Here is a 16,682-nt window from a genome sequence, read left to right as displayed (position 1 = left end):
GAACAAACACTTGACGCGGGGTGGAGCAGCCCGGTAGCTCGTCAGGCTCATAACCTGAAGGTCGTAGGTTCAAATCCTACCCCCGCAACCAAATATATCAAGAGCTTAGGCCGGTTCAGAAATGAGCCGGCTTTTCTCTTGTGGGCATGGTGTAGCCATTTGCCGGTGGCCCAGCAGGTCTGCGACCTGGCTCTGTGTTAGTCCAGCCCTATGCGCCAGGCTGCTAACGGTGTGCCGTAGGTCGTGCAATCTAACATCGCTCAGGCCAAGCGGCGTCACGGATCCTCCTCAATATCTTCTGGATCCTTCCAATCGGGCCGCCAGTGGTACCGGGAAATTGAGCTTGCACACGGGGGCGGCACAGGTCCTGTCAACCGAAGTTTTTTTGACAATACCGCTTTGTCCGCTTCAATGCGATTTGCTCTGACACTGCCTTTTTGGCTGTTCCGGTAACTTTGAGTGCGCGGTACTCCGAAGCTGCAGAATTTGCATACCGGCTGCCATTGCTGGTCCAATACCCAAGGCAAAGAAAACCGTGCCCAAGCCAAGCGTGCCACCCAAAGCCCAGCCGATCGCAACGACCGTCAACTCAAGACAGGTGCGCACGAGTGCGATGGGTTGATGTGTGACAGACTGAAGCCCGGTCATAAGGCCGTCTCTGGGGCCTGGACCCAAGTTCGCGATCAGGTAGATGGCCCCGCCGAATCCGGTCACCAGCACCCCCGCCAGAGCCAGCACCGCGTTTGCGGCGTAGGATTCAAATGTTGGCAGAAAGGGCAGCACAAATTCCAACACCAACGCTATGATGATTGCGTTGAGGACCGTTCCAATCCCGGGTGTCTGTTTGAGCGGAATCCATGAAATTAAAACGCATACGCTGGTGACAAAGGTCGCTAATCCCAGGCTCCAACCTGTTACATGGGTCACGCCTTGGGCGAACACGGTCCAGGGGCTCACGCCGACACCCGCGGCGACCAGTAATGCTTCTCCCAGACCAAATACCAACAAGCCAACGATGAGGAACGCGAGCGATATCAATGGCGGCCTCATGGTGAAAGCCTTTGGCGAACTCCATCGGAGAATTGGGACTGATTTGACCGAAAGAAATTTCAAAGCCAGATCCACGAAAAAGCATTAGCGATTGGGGGTTGTGACCGTGTGGATGGTACACAGAAAGCTTGGCACTTACACGGCATTTACAGAGCACGCGCGCGAACGATGACGATCTCCAATTAGCTCCGCTCCCATCGTCGAAAGGGCAGGTGTGAGCTTTCTACTTGGTTGTTCAGCCAGCGGCCGCATTCCTTGTAATCAGCAGCCCTTACTTCCCTGAGTGCGGCGCCATACAATCGGAATCTGTCCGTGACAATGAGTGTGCGCGGGCTAGGCGATGGCACAAGTTCTCTCAACCAAAAATCTTCTGACAATACCGGGTAAACGGTCGGTGGTTTCAGGCCCCCGAAACCAATAATATCAAGGGCTTAGCCAAACAAGGCTAAGCCCTTTTTCTATGCTGGGAAGCAAAGTGGAAGCAGGCGGAGAGGCGGATAATTCACCGAAAAATCGAAGAGTTCAAATTCCGCCCACGAAACTAACGACAGTCCATCTTTGTGAGAGAACCCTTTAGAGTTCTCTGCAGAATGGGCGCACAGAATCGGTGTATATGATGATTCCCACTATCTGTACACTTTTAGAAACTGGCCAGTTTCAGAGCCAGACCTTCCGCTGCCTTGTGGGCGTTTGTGACAGAATCTCTGTGCCGGTCGTCGTTAAACTCTTGATACTCCGCGTTAATCTCGTGGAATGTTTCAACGCCCAAATAGTGGCTCAATGTCTGTATATGAGGGCCTAAGTGGTTCATTTTTTCGCGGATACCACCAATTCCGAAACCAAACTCACCGCTGGAAGTTATCAATACCAGTATTTTACCTGACATAATGGGTTCTAGCGGAAAGTCCCCACGAGCCAAGTCAAAGGAGAATGTCTTGTGGATGCGGATCACTTGATCAAACCAGGCCTTCAAGGTGGCAGGCATGCCGTAATTGTACATGGATGATGACATGACAATGATGTCAGCCTGCTCTACCTCACTGATCAATGTATCTGACAATGAAAGCAAGGCCTTTTGATTGTCAGTTTTGGCGTTATCTGGCGTAAAAACAGCGGCAATCCAGTCTTGACTGATAAAGTCAGGTGGGTTGTCGCCCACATCCCTATAGATGATTTTATCTTCATTATTAAATGTACGCCATGTCTCTATAAATGTGGCCGCAATTGATTTTGATATCGAGTTGTATGCTGGTACTGGATTGTCTGTTTTTCTTGCACTGGCATCTATATGAAGCAGAGTTTTCATCTGGTGTCCTTTCATGGGGCCTATTGACTGTTGAAAGAAATGTGGCCCTTGAAAGGGTATTTGACGAATGACGAATTCTTAGTTATGGATGAAAAAAATTCATCTAGACTGAGGTGTTTAATGTACTCGAAGCTGCCATCCCTTAATGTTCTTAGAACTTTTGATGCTGCTGCAAGACTGAAAAGCTTCAAAAAAGCAGCTGACGAGTTACATGTGACGCCAACGGCGGTCTCTCACCAAATCAAGACATTGGAGGAGGGGCTTGGGACTCGTTTGTTTGAGCGCCAGATCCGCGCTGTCAAGCTAACCAGAGACGGGGAATTACTTTCAGATACTACATTCAACGTCTTTCGGCAGATCAACGAGACCGTCAACGATATCGTCGGCTCAAAAGAGATGCTGACTATTAGTACAACATCTTCATTTGCCTCCATGTGGCTGGTGCCAAACCTAGAAAAATTTTACGAGGCAAATCCTGGTATTGATGTTTCCATTCAAACAGGAGAGCAAAAAATTGATGTCATGCGTGACCGTCGCATTGATCTTGCGATCAGCTATGGGCAGTACGATCCCGCGCAGCCTCACGCATCAAAACTAGTTACTGAAAAATTTGGAATGTACGCTACTCCAGCATACCTTGATAAATTCACTAACCTAAATGACGCTCAACTTCTGGAAACTGAGTGGGTGAACAAATCATTGCCGCCTATTGCCTGGGAAGCGCTTATCAATCAACAAGGACGCGAGGAAAGTCAAACTAACTACACTGTAAGGCGGTTTGACCAGGAACATCACGTCATTCAGGCCGCTTTGGCGGGTCAGGGAATTGCCCTTGTAAGCTCGATACTGGTCCGAAACGCCGTGAAAGAACAATGGCTTGTTCCTTTTTCTAACAATACCTTACAGGGTGAATTTACAGGTTTGACATATTACCTTGTCGTGCCCCCCCATAATCAACGCAACAAAAACGTCGTGGCCTTTACTGAGTGGTTGTTTCCAGAAATCCAGAAGAGCCTCTTCTGACTGATATTGCTTTAGATTGTCGTTGCTTGCGTGCCCCCGCAACCAATCATAAAAGCCCCCGGGAAGAACCCCGGGGGCTTTTATGATTCCAGCAGGATGTCTGTCAGGCGGCTCGAGTAGCACACCTTTTCACCTAGTCATGGTGGGAGTCGCCTGCGGCGCAGAAATCTATGGCCTTGCTCCCGGCCCACAAGAAGGTCTTGCGGACCATCAACAGCGCATCGCCATCCTTGTAGTGAAGCGTCGGGTGTGGAACGAGAGGGCGGCGATCCACGACAGTGAAGCCGCGTCTGGCATAGAATGCGCGTGCCGTGTCGTTCCGCTCGAAGCAGATGAGCGAGATCCTGGGCAGGGCCCTTGTAATAGCGAGCGCCTCCGCGCAGTCCATCAACGCATCGCCAACGCCCTGCTGCCTGTGGCGTGGATAGACGGCAAGCCCCGAGATGTAGAGCGATCCCGGATCTTCGAGTTCCGAGTAGGGGCGCAGCACCGGATCGGGGTCCGCTTCGCCCCCCGCACGATCGGGCATTGGAAAGGCGTGGAGCATGCCGATGACCTCCGGCCCGGAGGTTGCGATCAGGCAGTTCTGATATGAAAAGAGGACACCCTCTCGCGCGTAGCGGGCTGCGCCGGTCTCTTCCATTGACTGGCCGGGAGAGGTATTGCCTCCCCAGATGTAGGCGGCAAGCCCGTCGGAGGCGATCAGGAACAACCGGGCGATTTCAGTTGCGTCCCCGCTATGTGCCCAGCGGATATCAAAACCGGCGCCTGCCATAGGGGCTATGCGCGCCATTTTCCAACCTCGGTGCGTTTGAGTTTGCCATGCACCGCGGGCTCGATCTGGTGGCGCAACAGCCCGATGTCGCGCAGCAAGTGGTCGTTCAAGTCCGTGACATGCGCGATGGTACGCCGGTCGTGATACCTGCGCGATGCATCGCGACACGCTTTGAATAACCAGTTGGCTGCGCGCAGCCTTCTCCCAACGGACTTCCCTACGCCGGGTGCAATGATTTCCGTCATGTCCTTCGTCTCCGTTCAATGTGATCGCCAGACCATGGGCAGTCCGGCCAAGCGGTGGCGATGGCCCGCGCCAGCGAGACTGGCGCGGGCTCTGACCGGCCCTGCCGGTCTGGCTGCCCCGGATGGGCTCGCCACCTGTCTCTACGCGGCCACCTTGCAGGCGAGGCAGACTTGCTCGATGTGCCGGTGATCGGTGCCACAGCATCCGCCCATGACCCGAAGCTGCGGCAACTTCCGGAAGAGCGCGCCGTAAAGATGGCCGAATTCTTCGGGATTGCCGGCATCCAGTTCCTCGGCCTCATTCAGTTCGGCATGACTCATGCGACTGGCGTTGGCACGGATGCCGCCGATGCGCGACACCCAACCACCGGCCAACACACCCGCAAAGTGATCGGGATGCGCGCAGTTGATCATGTAGAAAACCGGCGCGCCGCCGGTCGCGGCATCGGTTTCGGCGATGGCGTCGGCAACAGACTGGCCATTCGGCAGGCGGCCGTCGGTTTCGGTCGTGAAGCTGACCACGACGGGCAGGCCGTTTCCCTGGGCCGAGCGAACGATCCCGATGGCCTCGCCGGGGTGGGTCATTGTAACGGCTGAAACCATCTCGATACCCTCATCGGCCATCCAACCGATCTGGTGCGCATGGACCGCCTCGGCAGCGTCGGGTGTGTAGAGTCGGTCGGGAGCATAGCCGTCACCCGCCGGACCAACCGCACCGTTGATTACCATCGGAACGTCGCTATGCCGCGCGCGGGTCGCATGAGCAAAGCGCACCGCCTCGCGGGTCGCCGCCTCGATACCAGCAAGAGACCGGCCGACGATGTCAGGCCAGTACGCCCCAGAGCGCCAGGTCGCCGTATCCAGGACGAAGCCGGTGCCCGCGCGACGGGCAATGTCGATGTAGCGATCATAGTATCGCGCCAGGGTCGCACGACCTTCCGTGGTGTCGAAGACGTGGAACGAGGCGAAGTGGGGCAGGTCGAGCCCGTAAGAAAAAATCAGGTCGGTTTCGAGTCCGCCGTCCGCCACCCAGGGCTGATCGGATGCGATAAAGGTTCTGAAATTAGCTGCGTAGTTCATTGCTGTCCTCCATTACTACTGGCGCGGCAGTTGTACTGGCGCGGTACTATCCTTGAACAGAGAACGCGTGGTATACTTACATGATAATGCTATTTATTGTTTAATATCATTATGTTGGATAGGAGATGCTTGTACCGCATGCTCCACGATGCGACGGAAACCTGACCAAGGGTTCAGTTTGAAATGCCCAGGCCGAGCCAACGAGAGCAGATCATGGACATCGCGCAGGAGTCGATCCTAGCAAAGGGGTTCGACGCGACGTCCATTGAGGAGATCGTGGCGGCAGCGGATGTGACGCGTAGCGGGTTCTTCTATCATTTTGCCGACAAGAACGCCCTGGCACTGGCGCTGATCGAGCGGCACATCGAAATCGAGGACCAGATATTCGACAATCTCTGGGCCCGCGCGTGGGAGCTGTCGGATGACCCGCTCCAACGCGTGCTGATCGGTTTCAAGCTTTTGGCTGAGCTTCTGGAAGACATGCAGACCGGGCATCCAGGCTGTCTCGTGGCCACGGCGGCATACCAGGATCGCCTGTTCAACCAGGCGGTCCGCGACGCCAATCGGCGTGCTGTCCTGGGTTGGCGCCAACGGTTCCGGGAGATGTTCGAGCAGATCGCGGAAAAGTATCCGCCCCAGGACGAGGTGGGTTTCGACGCGCTCGCCGATTTCGTCAGCACAGTCGTCGAAGGCGGTATCGTCATGGCCAAGGCGCTGGGCGAGCCAAGAATGACCGCAGGGCAGATCCTTTTGCTGCGTCAGTATGTCAAGCTGCTGTTCACGCCAAGGGACTGAAACCTGGTGCGAACAGCTTTAACCGCTGCCGGTGGATTCACGCCCCGCGACCAGCGACAAAAGCCTCCCGGATGCCGAAGCCGCCATCCCTGCCGTACAGGCGCTAGTCCCGCGCTACGTTCCTGAAGGCAGCGGAGAGGGCGGCGAGCGCAGCGCGGGATCGGTCATTCCTATCCCTCGTGTGCAGCAGGATCGGCAGGCGCGGTAGATCCGGAAGGCCCAGTCTCTGCCCGACCTCGACCGCGTTGGGCGGCAGCATGCGCCGCGCCATTGCGGCAATACCGAGCCCGGCCATGACGGCCGCCGACACAGCGGCGACGCCGCCGCCGACAAAGACCTCTGTCCAGGCCACGCCGGCCGTATCGAGGTGCTCGCACGCCATGTTGCGAACCCCGCAAGGCGGCGGCATGGTGGCAAGCGGCAGCGGTTCGTCCGCTCGGGGTTGCCAATTCGGCGCTGCAAACCAGCCGATTTTCTCCTCGGCGACAACCTCCCCGTCGCTCCGCCCAGCGTGCAGGCGTGCGATCACCGCGTCCAGCTCACGCCGGTCGAAAGCCTGCAACAGGTCGCTCGAAGATCCGATCCGGATCTCGATCAGCAGCTGGGAGTCCTGCAGGTTCATGCGTGCGATCAGCTCGGGCAGTTCCGGTCCCGCGACGTGATCGCTGATACCGATGGTCAGGCGTTGCCGGGCGGCGGCGAAGGCGGCGAAGGCGCGGTCGTGAGCCTCCAGGAGCTCTCGGGCGTGCTGGAGGAAGGTAGCGCCCTGCGCCGACAGCTCGACGTGCCGCGGCGTCCGTTCGATGAGCCGGCAGCCGAGCCTCTCTTCCAACCGCTTCAGTTTCAGGCTGACCGCAGCCTGCGTCGTCATCATGGTCTCGGCGGTGCGCGTGAAGCTGCCGAGCTCGGCGATGTGCACGAAGGTCCGGACCGCGTCCAGGTCGAGGGGACGTTCAGTCATAATCAGACATTATCATTGATATCACAAGAAATAGCATTTCAAAATAATGAGTCGAAAGCTATCTAAACGCAAGTGAAACTGGAAAGGATACTTCCCATGCCGTTCTGTCAGATCTCATTGCGCGCCGGAAAGCCGGAGGCCTACCGGCAGGCGATCCTCGACAACCTCTACAAGGCCTTTCGCGAAACGCTTGGCGTGCCGGAAGGCGACCAATTCATGACCATGACGGAGCATGATGCGGCCAACTTCCGCTATGGCAACGCTTTCGGTGTCACCCGCGGCGACGATCTCGTCTACATCGCGATCACCGTCTTCGACACGCGTACCCCGGAGCAGAAGAAAGCGCTTTACAAGCGGATTGCCGAGCTGCTTGGCGAGAACCCCGGCATCCGGCCGGAAGACCTCTTCATCGTGCTGACCGGCTCGGCAAAGGAGAACTGGTCGTTCGGCCACGGTGTCGCGCAATTCGCGTGAGGCGAGGGGATGGATTCCTGAAGGGGCACTGCGTCGATACCGGCACCGGTGGTTCCTGGTCCGGGGTCTCTGGCGGCTTCTGGGCGGAGCCATCCTCCGCTCTCGGAGAAACCCCGCCCTCGTTTAGGCTGACGCGACTTCGTCAAGGGGCTGGTCTAGACTCGGGGCTGGTCCAGACTCTTTGGGTCTGCGACTATGGTGAACTAACCACGAGGGCAAATGTCCGACGGGCGCTCGCACCATCGGCTGCGCGGCCAACTTCCGGGACAATTGGAGCAAAAGGCGGCGGGATGGGATTACTCAACGACAACAGCGTCGCTTTGGTGCGTCTGTCATGACCCAACCCTTTCCGACCACCTTGGAGGAGATTCGCGAGGCCGGTCTCAGGCTCGAAGGTGTGGCCCTTCGCACACCGGTTATCGAAAACCCAGAGGTGAACGAGGCATTGGGCGGCAGGCTTCTGCTGAAGGCGGAAAACTTGCAACGAACCGGGGCTTTCAAGATCAGGGGCGCCTATCACCGGATGGTGCGGATGACCGCGGAGGAGAGGAAGCGGGGTGCGGTCAGCTATTCGTCGGGCAACCATGCCCTGGGATTGGCGCGCGCCGCGCAGATTGTCGGCTCGTCGGCGGTGATCGTCATGCCCTCGGACGTGCCTCCTGCGAAAAGGGATGCAGTGCGGAGAATGGGTGCCCGGATCGTCACCTATGAGCGGGACAGCGAAGCGTCGGCGGATGTCATCGCGAGAATCGAGCGCGAGACGGGACGGATCGAGGTGCCGCCCAGCGCCCATCCCCAGGTGTTGGCTGGGTCCGGGACAGCAGCCCTTGAGCTTCTTGAACAGGCACGGGATCTTGGCATCACGCCCGACGATGTACTCGTGCCCTGCGGCGGCGGCGGTCTGACCGCCTCTACGGCAATCGTTATGGCCGAGGCGGCTCCTGGCACGCGTGTTTTCGCCGTCGAGCCGGAACTGTTCGACGACACCTGCCGCTCCCTTGCTGCAGGCCACCGCATCGCCAATCCGGTTGGACGGCGAACGATCTGCGATGCGATCATGACGCCGATCCCGAACGATGTGACCTTTCCGGTCAATCTCTCACTTCTAGCAGGCGGCCTGATCGTAACCGACGACGAGGTGCGATCTGCGATGCGATTTGCCTTCGATCACTTCAAGCTCGTAGCTGAACCCGGTGCTGTCGTCGGGCTGGCCGCGGTGCTTAGCGGCCGAATCGATATTCGCGGCCGGACCGTCGCAACCTTTATCACCGGCGGCAATGTTGATGCTTCCCGCTTTCAAGCTTTGATCGCATGAATAGAGGAAGGGCCTGCCAGCGCCGGGTGAGGAGCGCGTGATAGCACACAACCTCGCGGACTTCCTTCCTATCGGAAAGCCCGTGTGTTTCGCCCCTCTTGCAGGTCAAGGCCCTCGATCTTCGCTTCGGCGGCGAGCAGGCTGATGTACTGCCCGACCGCCTGGGTCCAAGACGCGATCTGCAAATATTCGGCAATCTGTTCCCGGACCATCTCGAAAGGCATCTGGCGGCCGGGAATCTTGCGCTCCAGCAACACGACGTGGGCGCCGAAGCTCGTTCGGACGGGAACGGGACAGAGCTGACCCTCCTCCAGGTTGAAGAGGAAGGTTTCGAACTCGGGAACGGTTTGTCCCTTCGTGATCTGCCCAAGGCTACCGCCGGTCGCCGCCGAAGGGCAGGCGGAGAACTCGCGGGCCAGATCGGCGAAGCGCTCGGGGCGGGCCTGCAGTTCGGCAATTAAATTCTCGGCCTGTCCGACGGCTGCGTTATAGGCGTCCTGTTCGGCAGGGCGGGCCGGAAGCAGTATATGGCTGGCTTCATAGAGGTCCTCGGAACGGAACTTCGCCTGATTGTTCTCGTAGTAACGCTGCAGATGGCTTTCCTCGATCTCCGGCGTTGATATCTCTTTCTCCAGCAACGCGGTTACCTGGCTGTCCTCCGTTGTTTCTATGCGCCCCTTTTCGTCTCGCTCGGGGCTTGCTTCCACACCCAGGCGCTGCGCTTCTTTAATCAAGAGTTCGCGAACCACCAGCGCTCGAGCGGCGGCCTCCAGGGCCAGCTTGGCGTCCGGTGCGGGATGGTTGGCGGCCTCGCGACGGATCGCCGCCGGGTCGATCACTACGCCGTTGACCGTAATCGCCGGCATGGCTTGCTCTTCCGGCGTCATCGGCTGTGGCGCTTTTATGGATGTCTCACTCATCGCTGGAGCCTTTCCATTAGGTGCTTTGTGTTACCGGATTGGCTTGCGGCATTTCTCCCACGCACAACTTGGTAGCCGGGGCGCCATAGATAGCGGAGCGGAGCGCTGAGCATGTGGACCAGACGGGTAAAGGGAAATACCAAGAAGATCGTCAGGCCCAGGAAGAGATGCAGCTTGAAGATCGGATGCACAGTAAGGATGGCATCGGCTGCCCCCGTGCGGAAGGTAAAAATTCCCTGCGCCCAGGTCATGAAGCGCACCATTTCTCCACCATCCAGATGTTGCATCGAGATGGGGATGGTAAGCAGGCCCAGCAGGAGCTGTAGGTATAGCAGTGCCAGGATCGCGATATCGCCAAAGCTCGACGTTCGGCGAATACGGGGGTCGAACAGCCGGCGGTGCAGAAGGAGCGATGCGCCCGCCAGGGCCATGAGTCCTGCAACGCCGCCTACGACAATCGCCAAGATCTGTTTCGCGCCGTGCGATATGCCCAGCGCATCGAATATCTGAATCGGCGTGAGGAGACCAACCAAGTGCCCAAAGAACACGATCAGGACGCCGACATGAAACAGTACGGAGCCCCAGATCAATTGCTTTCGCCGCAATAACTGGCTGGAGCCGGAACGCCAAGTGTAGGGTTCTCGCTCATATCTCACGATCGAGCCGACGGCCAGAACCGACAGGGCGATGTAGGGGTAGATACCGAAAACCAAGGTATTCAGATACTCATGCATCGACCGACCCTCCGGTTCCTGTGCCGCGCATCGTGGTGACCGCCGCTTCCTCACGCGTCGCCGCCCGAAGGCGATCGCCGATGCGTTCGGCCGGACAAGCCTGTTTGCCGCTGCCGCCGCCAAAGCGCACGGCCTCCTCTTCCCATATCCGATCCAGGGCTTCGAAGTCGTTTGGGTCATCTTCCTCCAGGGTCAACAGGGCCTCGACGACCGTCGGGTCAAGTTTTGCGGCGGCTAGCGCCCGGATCGCGTCGAACAGGTCGGCATAGACGCTGTCGCGCCGTTTCAGCCGCTGGCCAAGCGCGGCGATGATCTGCAGTGGCTGGGCCAGAAAGTCCTGCGCTTCTGTCGCGGGAAGGGTCGACAGAAACTCCAGGAACAAGGGCAGGTGGTCCGGTAGTTCTTTTGTCCCCATCGCCAATCCGCGATCTTCGTAGACCTTGAGGAGATCGACCATCGCCTGACCGCGATCCCGGCTTTCGCCATGGACGTGTTCGAAAAGATGGAGCGAGAGCGAGCGGGTCTGATCGAACAGAAAGACGTAGCGCTCCTGCGAGTCCCAAAGGTCGCGTTCGGCGAGGTCATCCATGAAGCGATGGAGAAGTTGCCGTCCCTTCGCAGGCAGCAGATTTTCCTGCTCTACCACCGAACGCATATCCGCGAGTGCGGACAGAATCTCCGCCGTGGGGTAGGAGAGCAGAAGCGATAGCACCTTATAGGTCCTGGTCATCAGAACACCTCCGTCGGCGTCGAAACGCTCTTTTTGCGTTTCGGGGAAAAGAGATCGGCGTCCGAAGACCCACCCGAGCAGCCGTTGCCAAAGGAGAACCCGCAACCACCGCGCAAGTCGTAAGCGTCTTCACTCACCTCACGATGGCTGGTCGGTATAACGAAGCGGTCCTCATAGTTGGCAATGGCCATGATCTCGTACATTTCATCGATCTGCCCGGGCGTCAGGCCGACCCGGTTGGCAACGGCGGTATCGATCACGCCGTCGATGGTTTTGGCGCGCATGTAGGCCCGCATCGCCAGCATGCGCTCCAGCGCCAGGATGACCGGCTCGTCCTTTCCGGCAGTCAAAAGATTGGAGAGATAGCGGACGGGAATGCGCAGGTTGCGCACGTCCGGCATTTCTCCATCCAGGCCGATCTTGCCGCCTTCCGCCGCCGCCTGGATGGGTGACAGGGGTGGCACGTACCAGACCATCGGCAGCGTTCGGTACTCCGGATGCAGCGGAAAGGCGACCTTCCAGTCCATGGCCATCTTGTAAACGGGTGAGCGTTTGGCCGCTTCGAGCCAGGCATCGGGAACGCCATCGGCGCGGGCCCTGGCTTGTATTTCGGGGTCGTTGGGGTCGAGGAATATGGCAAGCTGAGTCTCGTAAAGGTCCTGGGGGTCCTCCGCCGATGCGGCTTCCTCGATCCGGTCGGCGTCATAGAGCAGGACGCCCAGATAGCGGATGCGTCCAACACAGGTCTCCGAGCAGACCGTGGGTTGCCCGACCTCGATTCGCGGGTAGCAGAAGATGCACTTCTCCGACTTGCCGCTCGACCAATTGTAATAGATTTTCTTATAGGGACAGCCGGAGACGCACATCCGCCAGCCCCGGCATTTTTCCTGATCGATCAGGACAATACCGTCCTCCTCGCGTTTGTAGATTGCGCCCGACGGGCAGGCCGCTACACAGGTTGGATTGAGGCAATGCTCACAAAGCCGGGGCAGGTACATCATGAAGGTGTTTTCAAACTCGCCGTAGATCTCCTTCTCGATCCCTTCGAAGTTCACGTCCTCGGAACGCTTGCTGAACTCGCCGCCCAGAATCTCCTCCCAGTTCGGACCCCACTCAATCTTCTCCATGCGCTCGCCGGATAAGAGGGAGCGTGGACGCGCCGTCGGTGTCGCCTTGCTCTCCGGTGCTTTCTGGAGATGCTCGTAATCGAAAGTGAAAGGTTCGTAGTAGTCGTCGATTTCCGGCAGGTCGGGATTGGCGAAGATTTTGGCGAGGACACGCCATTTGGCGCCCATCTTCGGGCGAATCTTGCCATTGCGGCCACGTTCCCATCCACCATTCCAGCGTTTCTGGTTCTCCCAATCCTTGGGATACCCGATGCCGGGTTTCGTCTCGACGTTGTTGAACCAGGCGTATTCTACGCCTTCGCGGCTGGTCCAAACGTTCTTGCAGGTAACCGAACAGGTATGGCACCCGATGCACTTGTCGAGGTTCAGCACCATGCCGATCTGTGCGCGGATTTTCATTTTTGGACCTCCTGAGCGCCGCCAGCCGGTGAGTCCAGCCAATCGACTTTGTTCATTTTTCTGACGATGACGAACTCATCCCGATTGGAACCGACGGTGCCGTAATAGTTGAAGCCATAGGAAAGCTGGGCATAGCCGCCGATCATGTGTGTCGGCTTGAGCACAGCTCGGGTGACGGAATTGTGGATGCCGCCGCGATTCCCGGTGATCTCGGAGCCCGGCACGTTCACGATCTTCTCCTGTGCGTGATACATGAAGAGCGTGCCCTCCTTGATCCGCTGAGACACCACCGCTCTGGCGACCAAGGCGCCGTTGGCGTTGTAGGCCTCGACCCAGTCGTTATCGACGATGTCGGCGCGTTTTGCGTCGATTTCCGATAGCCAAACGATCGGTCCTCCTCGGGACAGGGTCAGCATCAGCAAGTTGTCCGTGTAGGTGGAATGGATGCCCCATTTCTGGTGCGGCGTTATGAAATTGAGGACTACCTGCGGATTGCCGTTTAGCTTGCTGTCGATGATCGGCTTGACCGACTTTGTGTCGATCGGCGGCCGATAGACGCAAAAACCCTCCCCGAAGGCGCGCATCCAGAGGTGATCCTGGTAGAGTTGCTGGCGTCCGGTTAGGGTCCGCCAAGGGATCAGTTCGTGGACATTGGTGTAGCCAGCGTTGTAGCAGACCTTTTCTGATTCCAAACCAGACCAGGTTGGCGACGAGATGATCTTGCGGGGTTGCGCCACCACGTCGCGGAAGCGAATTTTCTCATCTTCCTTCGGGATCGCCAGGTGAGCGTGTTCCCTACCTGTGGTCTTGGAGAGCGCTTCCCAGGCTTTGACAGCGACTTCACCATTGGTTTCCGGGGCCAGCATCAGAATGACTTCCGCCGCATCGATATCGGTTTCTATCCGCGGCAAGCCCTTGGATACACCTTCCTCGGTCACGGTGCCGTTGAGACTGCGAAGATTGCCGATCTCATGCTTGGTATCCCAAGCGATGCCCTTACCGCCGTTACCAATCTTTTCCATCAAGGGCCCAACAGCGGTGAACTGCTTGTAAAGGTTCGGATAATCGCGTGTCACCGTCGCGATCTGCGGCATCGTTTTGCCTGGAATCGGATCGGTCTCACCGCTTGCCCAGTCTTGAACATCAAACGGTTGGGCCATTTCGGCGGGGGTATCGTGCTGGATCGGCACCAGAACCACATCGTCTTCGACACCCAGGACCTCCGGCGCAACCTCGGAGAAGGCCTTGGCGATGCCTTTATAGATTTCCCAGTCGCTGCGGGCTTCCCAGGCAGGGTCGGCCGCGGCCGTGAGCGGGTGAATGAAGGGATGCATGTCGGAGGTGTTGAGATCGTTCTTTTCGTACCAGGTGGCCGTCGGCAGCACGATGTCGGAGTACATGCATGTCGTGGACATGCGGAAATCCAATGTGACCAGAAGGTCGAGCTTTCCTTCGGGCGCTTCCTCGTGCCACACCGCTTCTTGAGGCTTTTCAACACCGCTCTCGCCAAGATCCTTGCCCTGGACCCCGTGGGTGGTGCCGATAAGGTGTTTCAGGAAATACTCGTGCCCCTTTCCGGAGGATCCCAAAAGGTTTGATCGCCAAACGAATAGATTGCGCGGCCAATTCGCCGGATGATCCGGGTCCTCGCAGGACATCTTGAGGGTGCCGTCCTTGAGGCCCTGGACAACCAGTTCTTTTGCCGGCACACCGCTGCTCTTGGCCGATCGGCCGATGTCCAGCGGATTCGTGCGGAGTTGTGGCGCGGAGGGCAGCCAGCCCATGCGCTCGGCTCGGATGTTGTAGTCGATCAGCGCGCCGTCCCATGGCCCTTCCGGCGCAAGTGGTGAGAGAATCTCCTTCACGCCCAGGGTCTCGTAACGCCACTGGTCGCTATGCGCATAGAAAAAGGATGTCGAGTTCATCTGTCGTGGCGGGCGGCTCCAGTCGAGAGCGAAGGCTAGTGGCAGCCAACCCGTTTGCGGACGCAGTTTTTCCTGTCCGACATAGTGGGACCAACCGCCGCCGGATTGCCCCACGCAACCACACATCACAAGCATGTTGATGATGCCGCGGTAGTTCATGTCCATGTGGTACCAGTGGTTCAAACCGGCACCCAGGATAATCATGGACTTGCCTCGGGTCTTTTCGGCGTTGGTCGCGAACTCTCTCGCCACCGTTATGATTTGATCCGCCGGAACGCCCGTGATTCGTTCCGCCCAAGCCGGCGTATAAGGCTCGTTTTGGGCATAGTTTGTCGCTGTGTTTTCACCACCCAGGCCACGATCCAGTCCGTAGTTGGCGACGAAGAGATCGAAAACGGTTGCCGCAAGCACGCGCCCGTCCTTGGTTTCTACCTTCTTTACAGGCACGTTTCTGTGCAGGACTTCCGGATGGTCGCTGCCTTCGAAGTGATCGTGGTCCCGGCCCCCGAAATAGGGGAACGCGACCGTGGCGATTGTGTCGCGGCTATCGTCCAGGATGAAGGTCGTTTCCAATTCTACATCACGATCCTGGCCGTCTTTTTGCTCCAGATTCCACTTGCCCTCACCGCTCCAGCGATGGCCGACGGCACCGCGCGGCACCACGATTTCACCGGATACCTTATCGAAGGCGACGGTCTTCCACTCCTGGTTCTCCACCTCGCCCAGGTTGTCCGGGAAATCCGAAGCGCGCAGAAAGCGTTCAGGAACGTAAGCGCCGTTCTTTTCGACGAGCCGAACGAGCATCGGCATGTCGGTGTACTGACGGCAGTAGTTCTCGAAATACTCGGCTTGTCGGTCGAGATGGAATTCACGCAGGATGACGTGTCCCATAGCCATGGCCAAGGCGGCATCGGTCCCTGCCGTTGGATGGAGCCATAGGTCCGAGAACTTCGCGGCCTCGCTGTAATCGGGAGAGACAACGACCGACTTTGCGCCCTTGTAGCGCGCTTCGGTGTAGAAGTGCGCGTCGGGTGTACGTGTCTGGGGTACGTTGGAGCCCCAAAGGATGAGGAACCCGGAATTGTACCAATCTGCCGATTCCGGGACGTCGGTCTGTTCGCCCCAAGTTTGCGGCGATGCGGGCGGTAGATCGCAGTACCAGTCGTAAAAAGACATGCACACGCCGCCTAGCAGGGACAGATACCGGGAACCGGCGGCGTAGGAGACCATCGACATCGCGGGTATCGGAGAAAAACCTATCACGCGGTCGGGCCCGTAGGTGTTCACGGTGTAGGCGTTCGAAGCGGCGATGATCTCGTTGACTTCCGGCCAGCGCGCGCGGACGAAGCCGCCAAGACCGCGCTGCTTCACATAGGATTCGCGGGTGATAGGGTCTTCGACCAACGACGCCCAGGCCGCCACCGGCGCCATGGTTTTCCTGGCGGCGCGCCAGGCCTTGAGGAGGCGCGAGCGAATCAGCGGATACTTCACCCTGTTACCGGAGTAAAGATACCAACTGTAGCTGGCGCCGCGCGAGCATCCGCGCGGCTCGTGATTGGGCAGGTCCGGTCTTGTACGGGGATAGTCGGTTTGCTGGGTTTCCCAGGTGACGATCCCGCCCTTGACGTAAATCTTCCACGAGCAGGAACCGGTGCAGTTAACACCATGGGTCGACCGCACGATCTTGTCGTGCTGCCAGCGCTTGCGGTAGCTGTCTTCCCACCCACGGTCTTCCGAGGTCTTGGTGCCGTGTCCGTTCGAGAAGGCTTCGTTGCCGTTGGCTTTGAAGAACTGCAGTCTGTCCAGCAGATGGCTCATCGTGA

The 16,682-nt window shown here is 58.2% G+C and carries 15 protein-coding genes and 1 tRNA gene; 5 read left to right on the top strand and 11 right to left on the bottom strand.

The features are described from left to right. The first annotated feature begins 14 nt into the window (after nt 1-14). Nucleotides 15-91, top strand: a tRNA-Met gene (locus ABIE63_RS03640). Between the two features lie 317 nt (nt 92-408). Here the strand turns inward: ABIE63_RS03640 and ABIE63_RS03635 are convergent. Both ABIE63_RS03635 and ABIE63_RS03630 read right to left on the bottom strand, forming a co-directional pair. Then, nucleotides 409-1,050: a YitT family protein gene (locus ABIE63_RS03635; protein ID WP_221205928.1), complete on the bottom strand. Its 642-nt coding sequence runs from the start codon at nt 1,048-1,050 to the stop codon at nt 409-411. A gap of 640 nt (nt 1,051-1,690) precedes the next feature. Further along, on the bottom strand, nt 1,691-2,356 hold the full coding sequence (locus ABIE63_RS03630) for an NAD(P)H-dependent oxidoreductase (protein WP_354502865.1): 666 nt from the start codon (nt 2,354-2,356) through the stop codon (nt 1,691-1,693). 120 nt (nt 2,357-2,476) lie between these two features. On the opposite strand from ABIE63_RS03630, the gene ABIE63_RS03625 reads away from it, so the two are divergent. Further along, nucleotides 2,477-3,379, top strand: a complete 903-nt coding sequence (locus ABIE63_RS03625) for a LysR substrate-binding domain-containing protein (RefSeq protein WP_354502863.1) — start codon at nt 2,477-2,479, stop codon at nt 3,377-3,379. A gap of 133 nt (nt 3,380-3,512) precedes the next feature. Here the strand turns inward: ABIE63_RS03625 and ABIE63_RS03620 are convergent, their stop codons facing one another. The 3 genes from ABIE63_RS03620 to ABIE63_RS03610 all read right to left on the bottom strand — a co-directional run bounded on the left by ABIE63_RS03620 (nt 3,513) and on the right by ABIE63_RS03610 (nt 5,479). Next, complete coding sequence (locus tag ABIE63_RS03620; protein ID WP_246377918.1) at nt 3,513-4,172, bottom strand: GNAT family N-acetyltransferase; 660 nt, start codon at nt 4,170-4,172, stop codon at nt 3,513-3,515. Further along, the gene (locus ABIE63_RS03615; protein WP_354502861.1) at nt 4,160-4,399 is read right to left on the bottom strand and encodes a DUF1127 domain-containing protein; all 240 of its coding nucleotides are present in this window, start codon (nt 4,397-4,399) and stop codon (nt 4,160-4,162) included. Before ABIE63_RS03615 ends, ABIE63_RS03620 begins: the two co-directional genes overlap by 13 nt. 141 nt (nt 4,400-4,540) lie before the next feature. Beyond that, the gene (locus ABIE63_RS03610; protein WP_354502859.1) at nt 4,541-5,479 is read right to left on the bottom strand and encodes a homocysteine S-methyltransferase family protein; all 939 of its coding nucleotides are present in this window, start codon (nt 5,477-5,479) and stop codon (nt 4,541-4,543) included. Nucleotides 5,480-5,662: 183 nt separating this feature from the next. Between ABIE63_RS03610 and ABIE63_RS03605 the strand changes: the two genes are divergently transcribed. Then, complete coding sequence (locus ABIE63_RS03605; RefSeq protein ID WP_354502857.1) at nt 5,663-6,274, top strand: TetR/AcrR family transcriptional regulator; 612 nt, start codon at nt 5,663-5,665, stop codon at nt 6,272-6,274. A gap of 103 nt (nt 6,275-6,377) precedes the next feature. On the opposite strand, the gene ABIE63_RS03600 is transcribed toward ABIE63_RS03605, so the two are convergent. Continuing rightward, complete coding sequence (locus ABIE63_RS03600; RefSeq protein ID WP_354502855.1) at nt 6,378-7,235, bottom strand: LysR substrate-binding domain-containing protein; 858 nt, start codon at nt 7,233-7,235, stop codon at nt 6,378-6,380. Between the two features lie 96 nt (nt 7,236-7,331). Between ABIE63_RS03600 and ABIE63_RS03595 the strand changes: the two genes are divergently transcribed. Next, nucleotides 7,332-7,709, top strand: coding sequence for a tautomerase family protein (locus ABIE63_RS03595; RefSeq protein ID WP_354502854.1), 378 nt, complete (start codon nt 7,332-7,334; stop codon nt 7,707-7,709). A 334-nt stretch (nt 7,710-8,043) separates the two neighbouring features. Beyond that, entirely contained in the window at nt 8,044-9,024 is a 981-nt protein-coding gene (locus ABIE63_RS03590; RefSeq protein ID WP_354502852.1) for a threonine/serine dehydratase, read from the top strand. Nucleotides 9,025-9,092: 68 nt separating this feature from the next. Here the strand turns inward: ABIE63_RS03590 and ABIE63_RS03585 are convergent, their stop codons facing one another. From ABIE63_RS03585 to ABIE63_RS03565, 5 genes are read right to left on the bottom strand one after another with little or no spacing between them, the layout of a single operon-like run. Continuing rightward, nucleotides 9,093-9,944 (bottom strand): peptidylprolyl isomerase, encoded by an 852-nt coding sequence (locus ABIE63_RS03585; protein WP_354502850.1) that lies wholly within the window; start codon nt 9,942-9,944, stop codon nt 9,093-9,095. Beyond that, entirely contained in the window at nt 9,941-10,678 is a 738-nt protein-coding gene (narI, locus tag ABIE63_RS03580; RefSeq protein WP_354502848.1) for a respiratory nitrate reductase subunit gamma, read from the bottom strand. Before narI ends, ABIE63_RS03585 begins: the two co-directional genes overlap by 4 nt. Continuing rightward, nucleotides 10,671-11,408 carry a nitrate reductase molybdenum cofactor assembly chaperone gene (gene narJ, locus ABIE63_RS03575; protein ID WP_183417624.1) on the bottom strand — a complete coding sequence of 246 codons (738 nt, stop codon included), beginning with the start codon at nt 11,406-11,408 and terminating at the stop codon, nt 10,671-10,673. The genes narI and narJ overlap by 8 nt, the downstream gene beginning before the upstream one ends. After that, nucleotides 11,408-12,934, bottom strand: coding sequence for a nitrate reductase subunit beta (gene narH, locus ABIE63_RS03570; RefSeq protein ID WP_354502846.1), 1,527 nt, complete (start codon nt 12,932-12,934; stop codon nt 11,408-11,410). Before narH ends, narJ begins: the two co-directional genes overlap by 1 nt. After that, nucleotides 12,931-16,677 carry a nitrate reductase subunit alpha gene (locus ABIE63_RS03565; RefSeq protein ID WP_354502844.1) on the bottom strand — a complete coding sequence of 1,249 codons (3,747 nt, stop codon included), beginning with the start codon at nt 16,675-16,677 and terminating at the stop codon, nt 12,931-12,933. The genes narH and ABIE63_RS03565 overlap by 4 nt, the downstream gene beginning before the upstream one ends. Nucleotides 16,678-16,682 lie beyond the last annotated feature (5 nt).

The organism is Limibacillus sp. MBR-115, assembly GCF_040549425.1.
GTDB classification, from domain to species: Bacteria; Pseudomonadota; Alphaproteobacteria; order Kiloniellales; family CECT-8803; genus Limibacillus; species Limibacillus halophilus.
The sequence above is the reverse complement of the archived record's forward strand: the minus strand, read 5'-3'. Positions and strand labels throughout refer to the sequence as shown.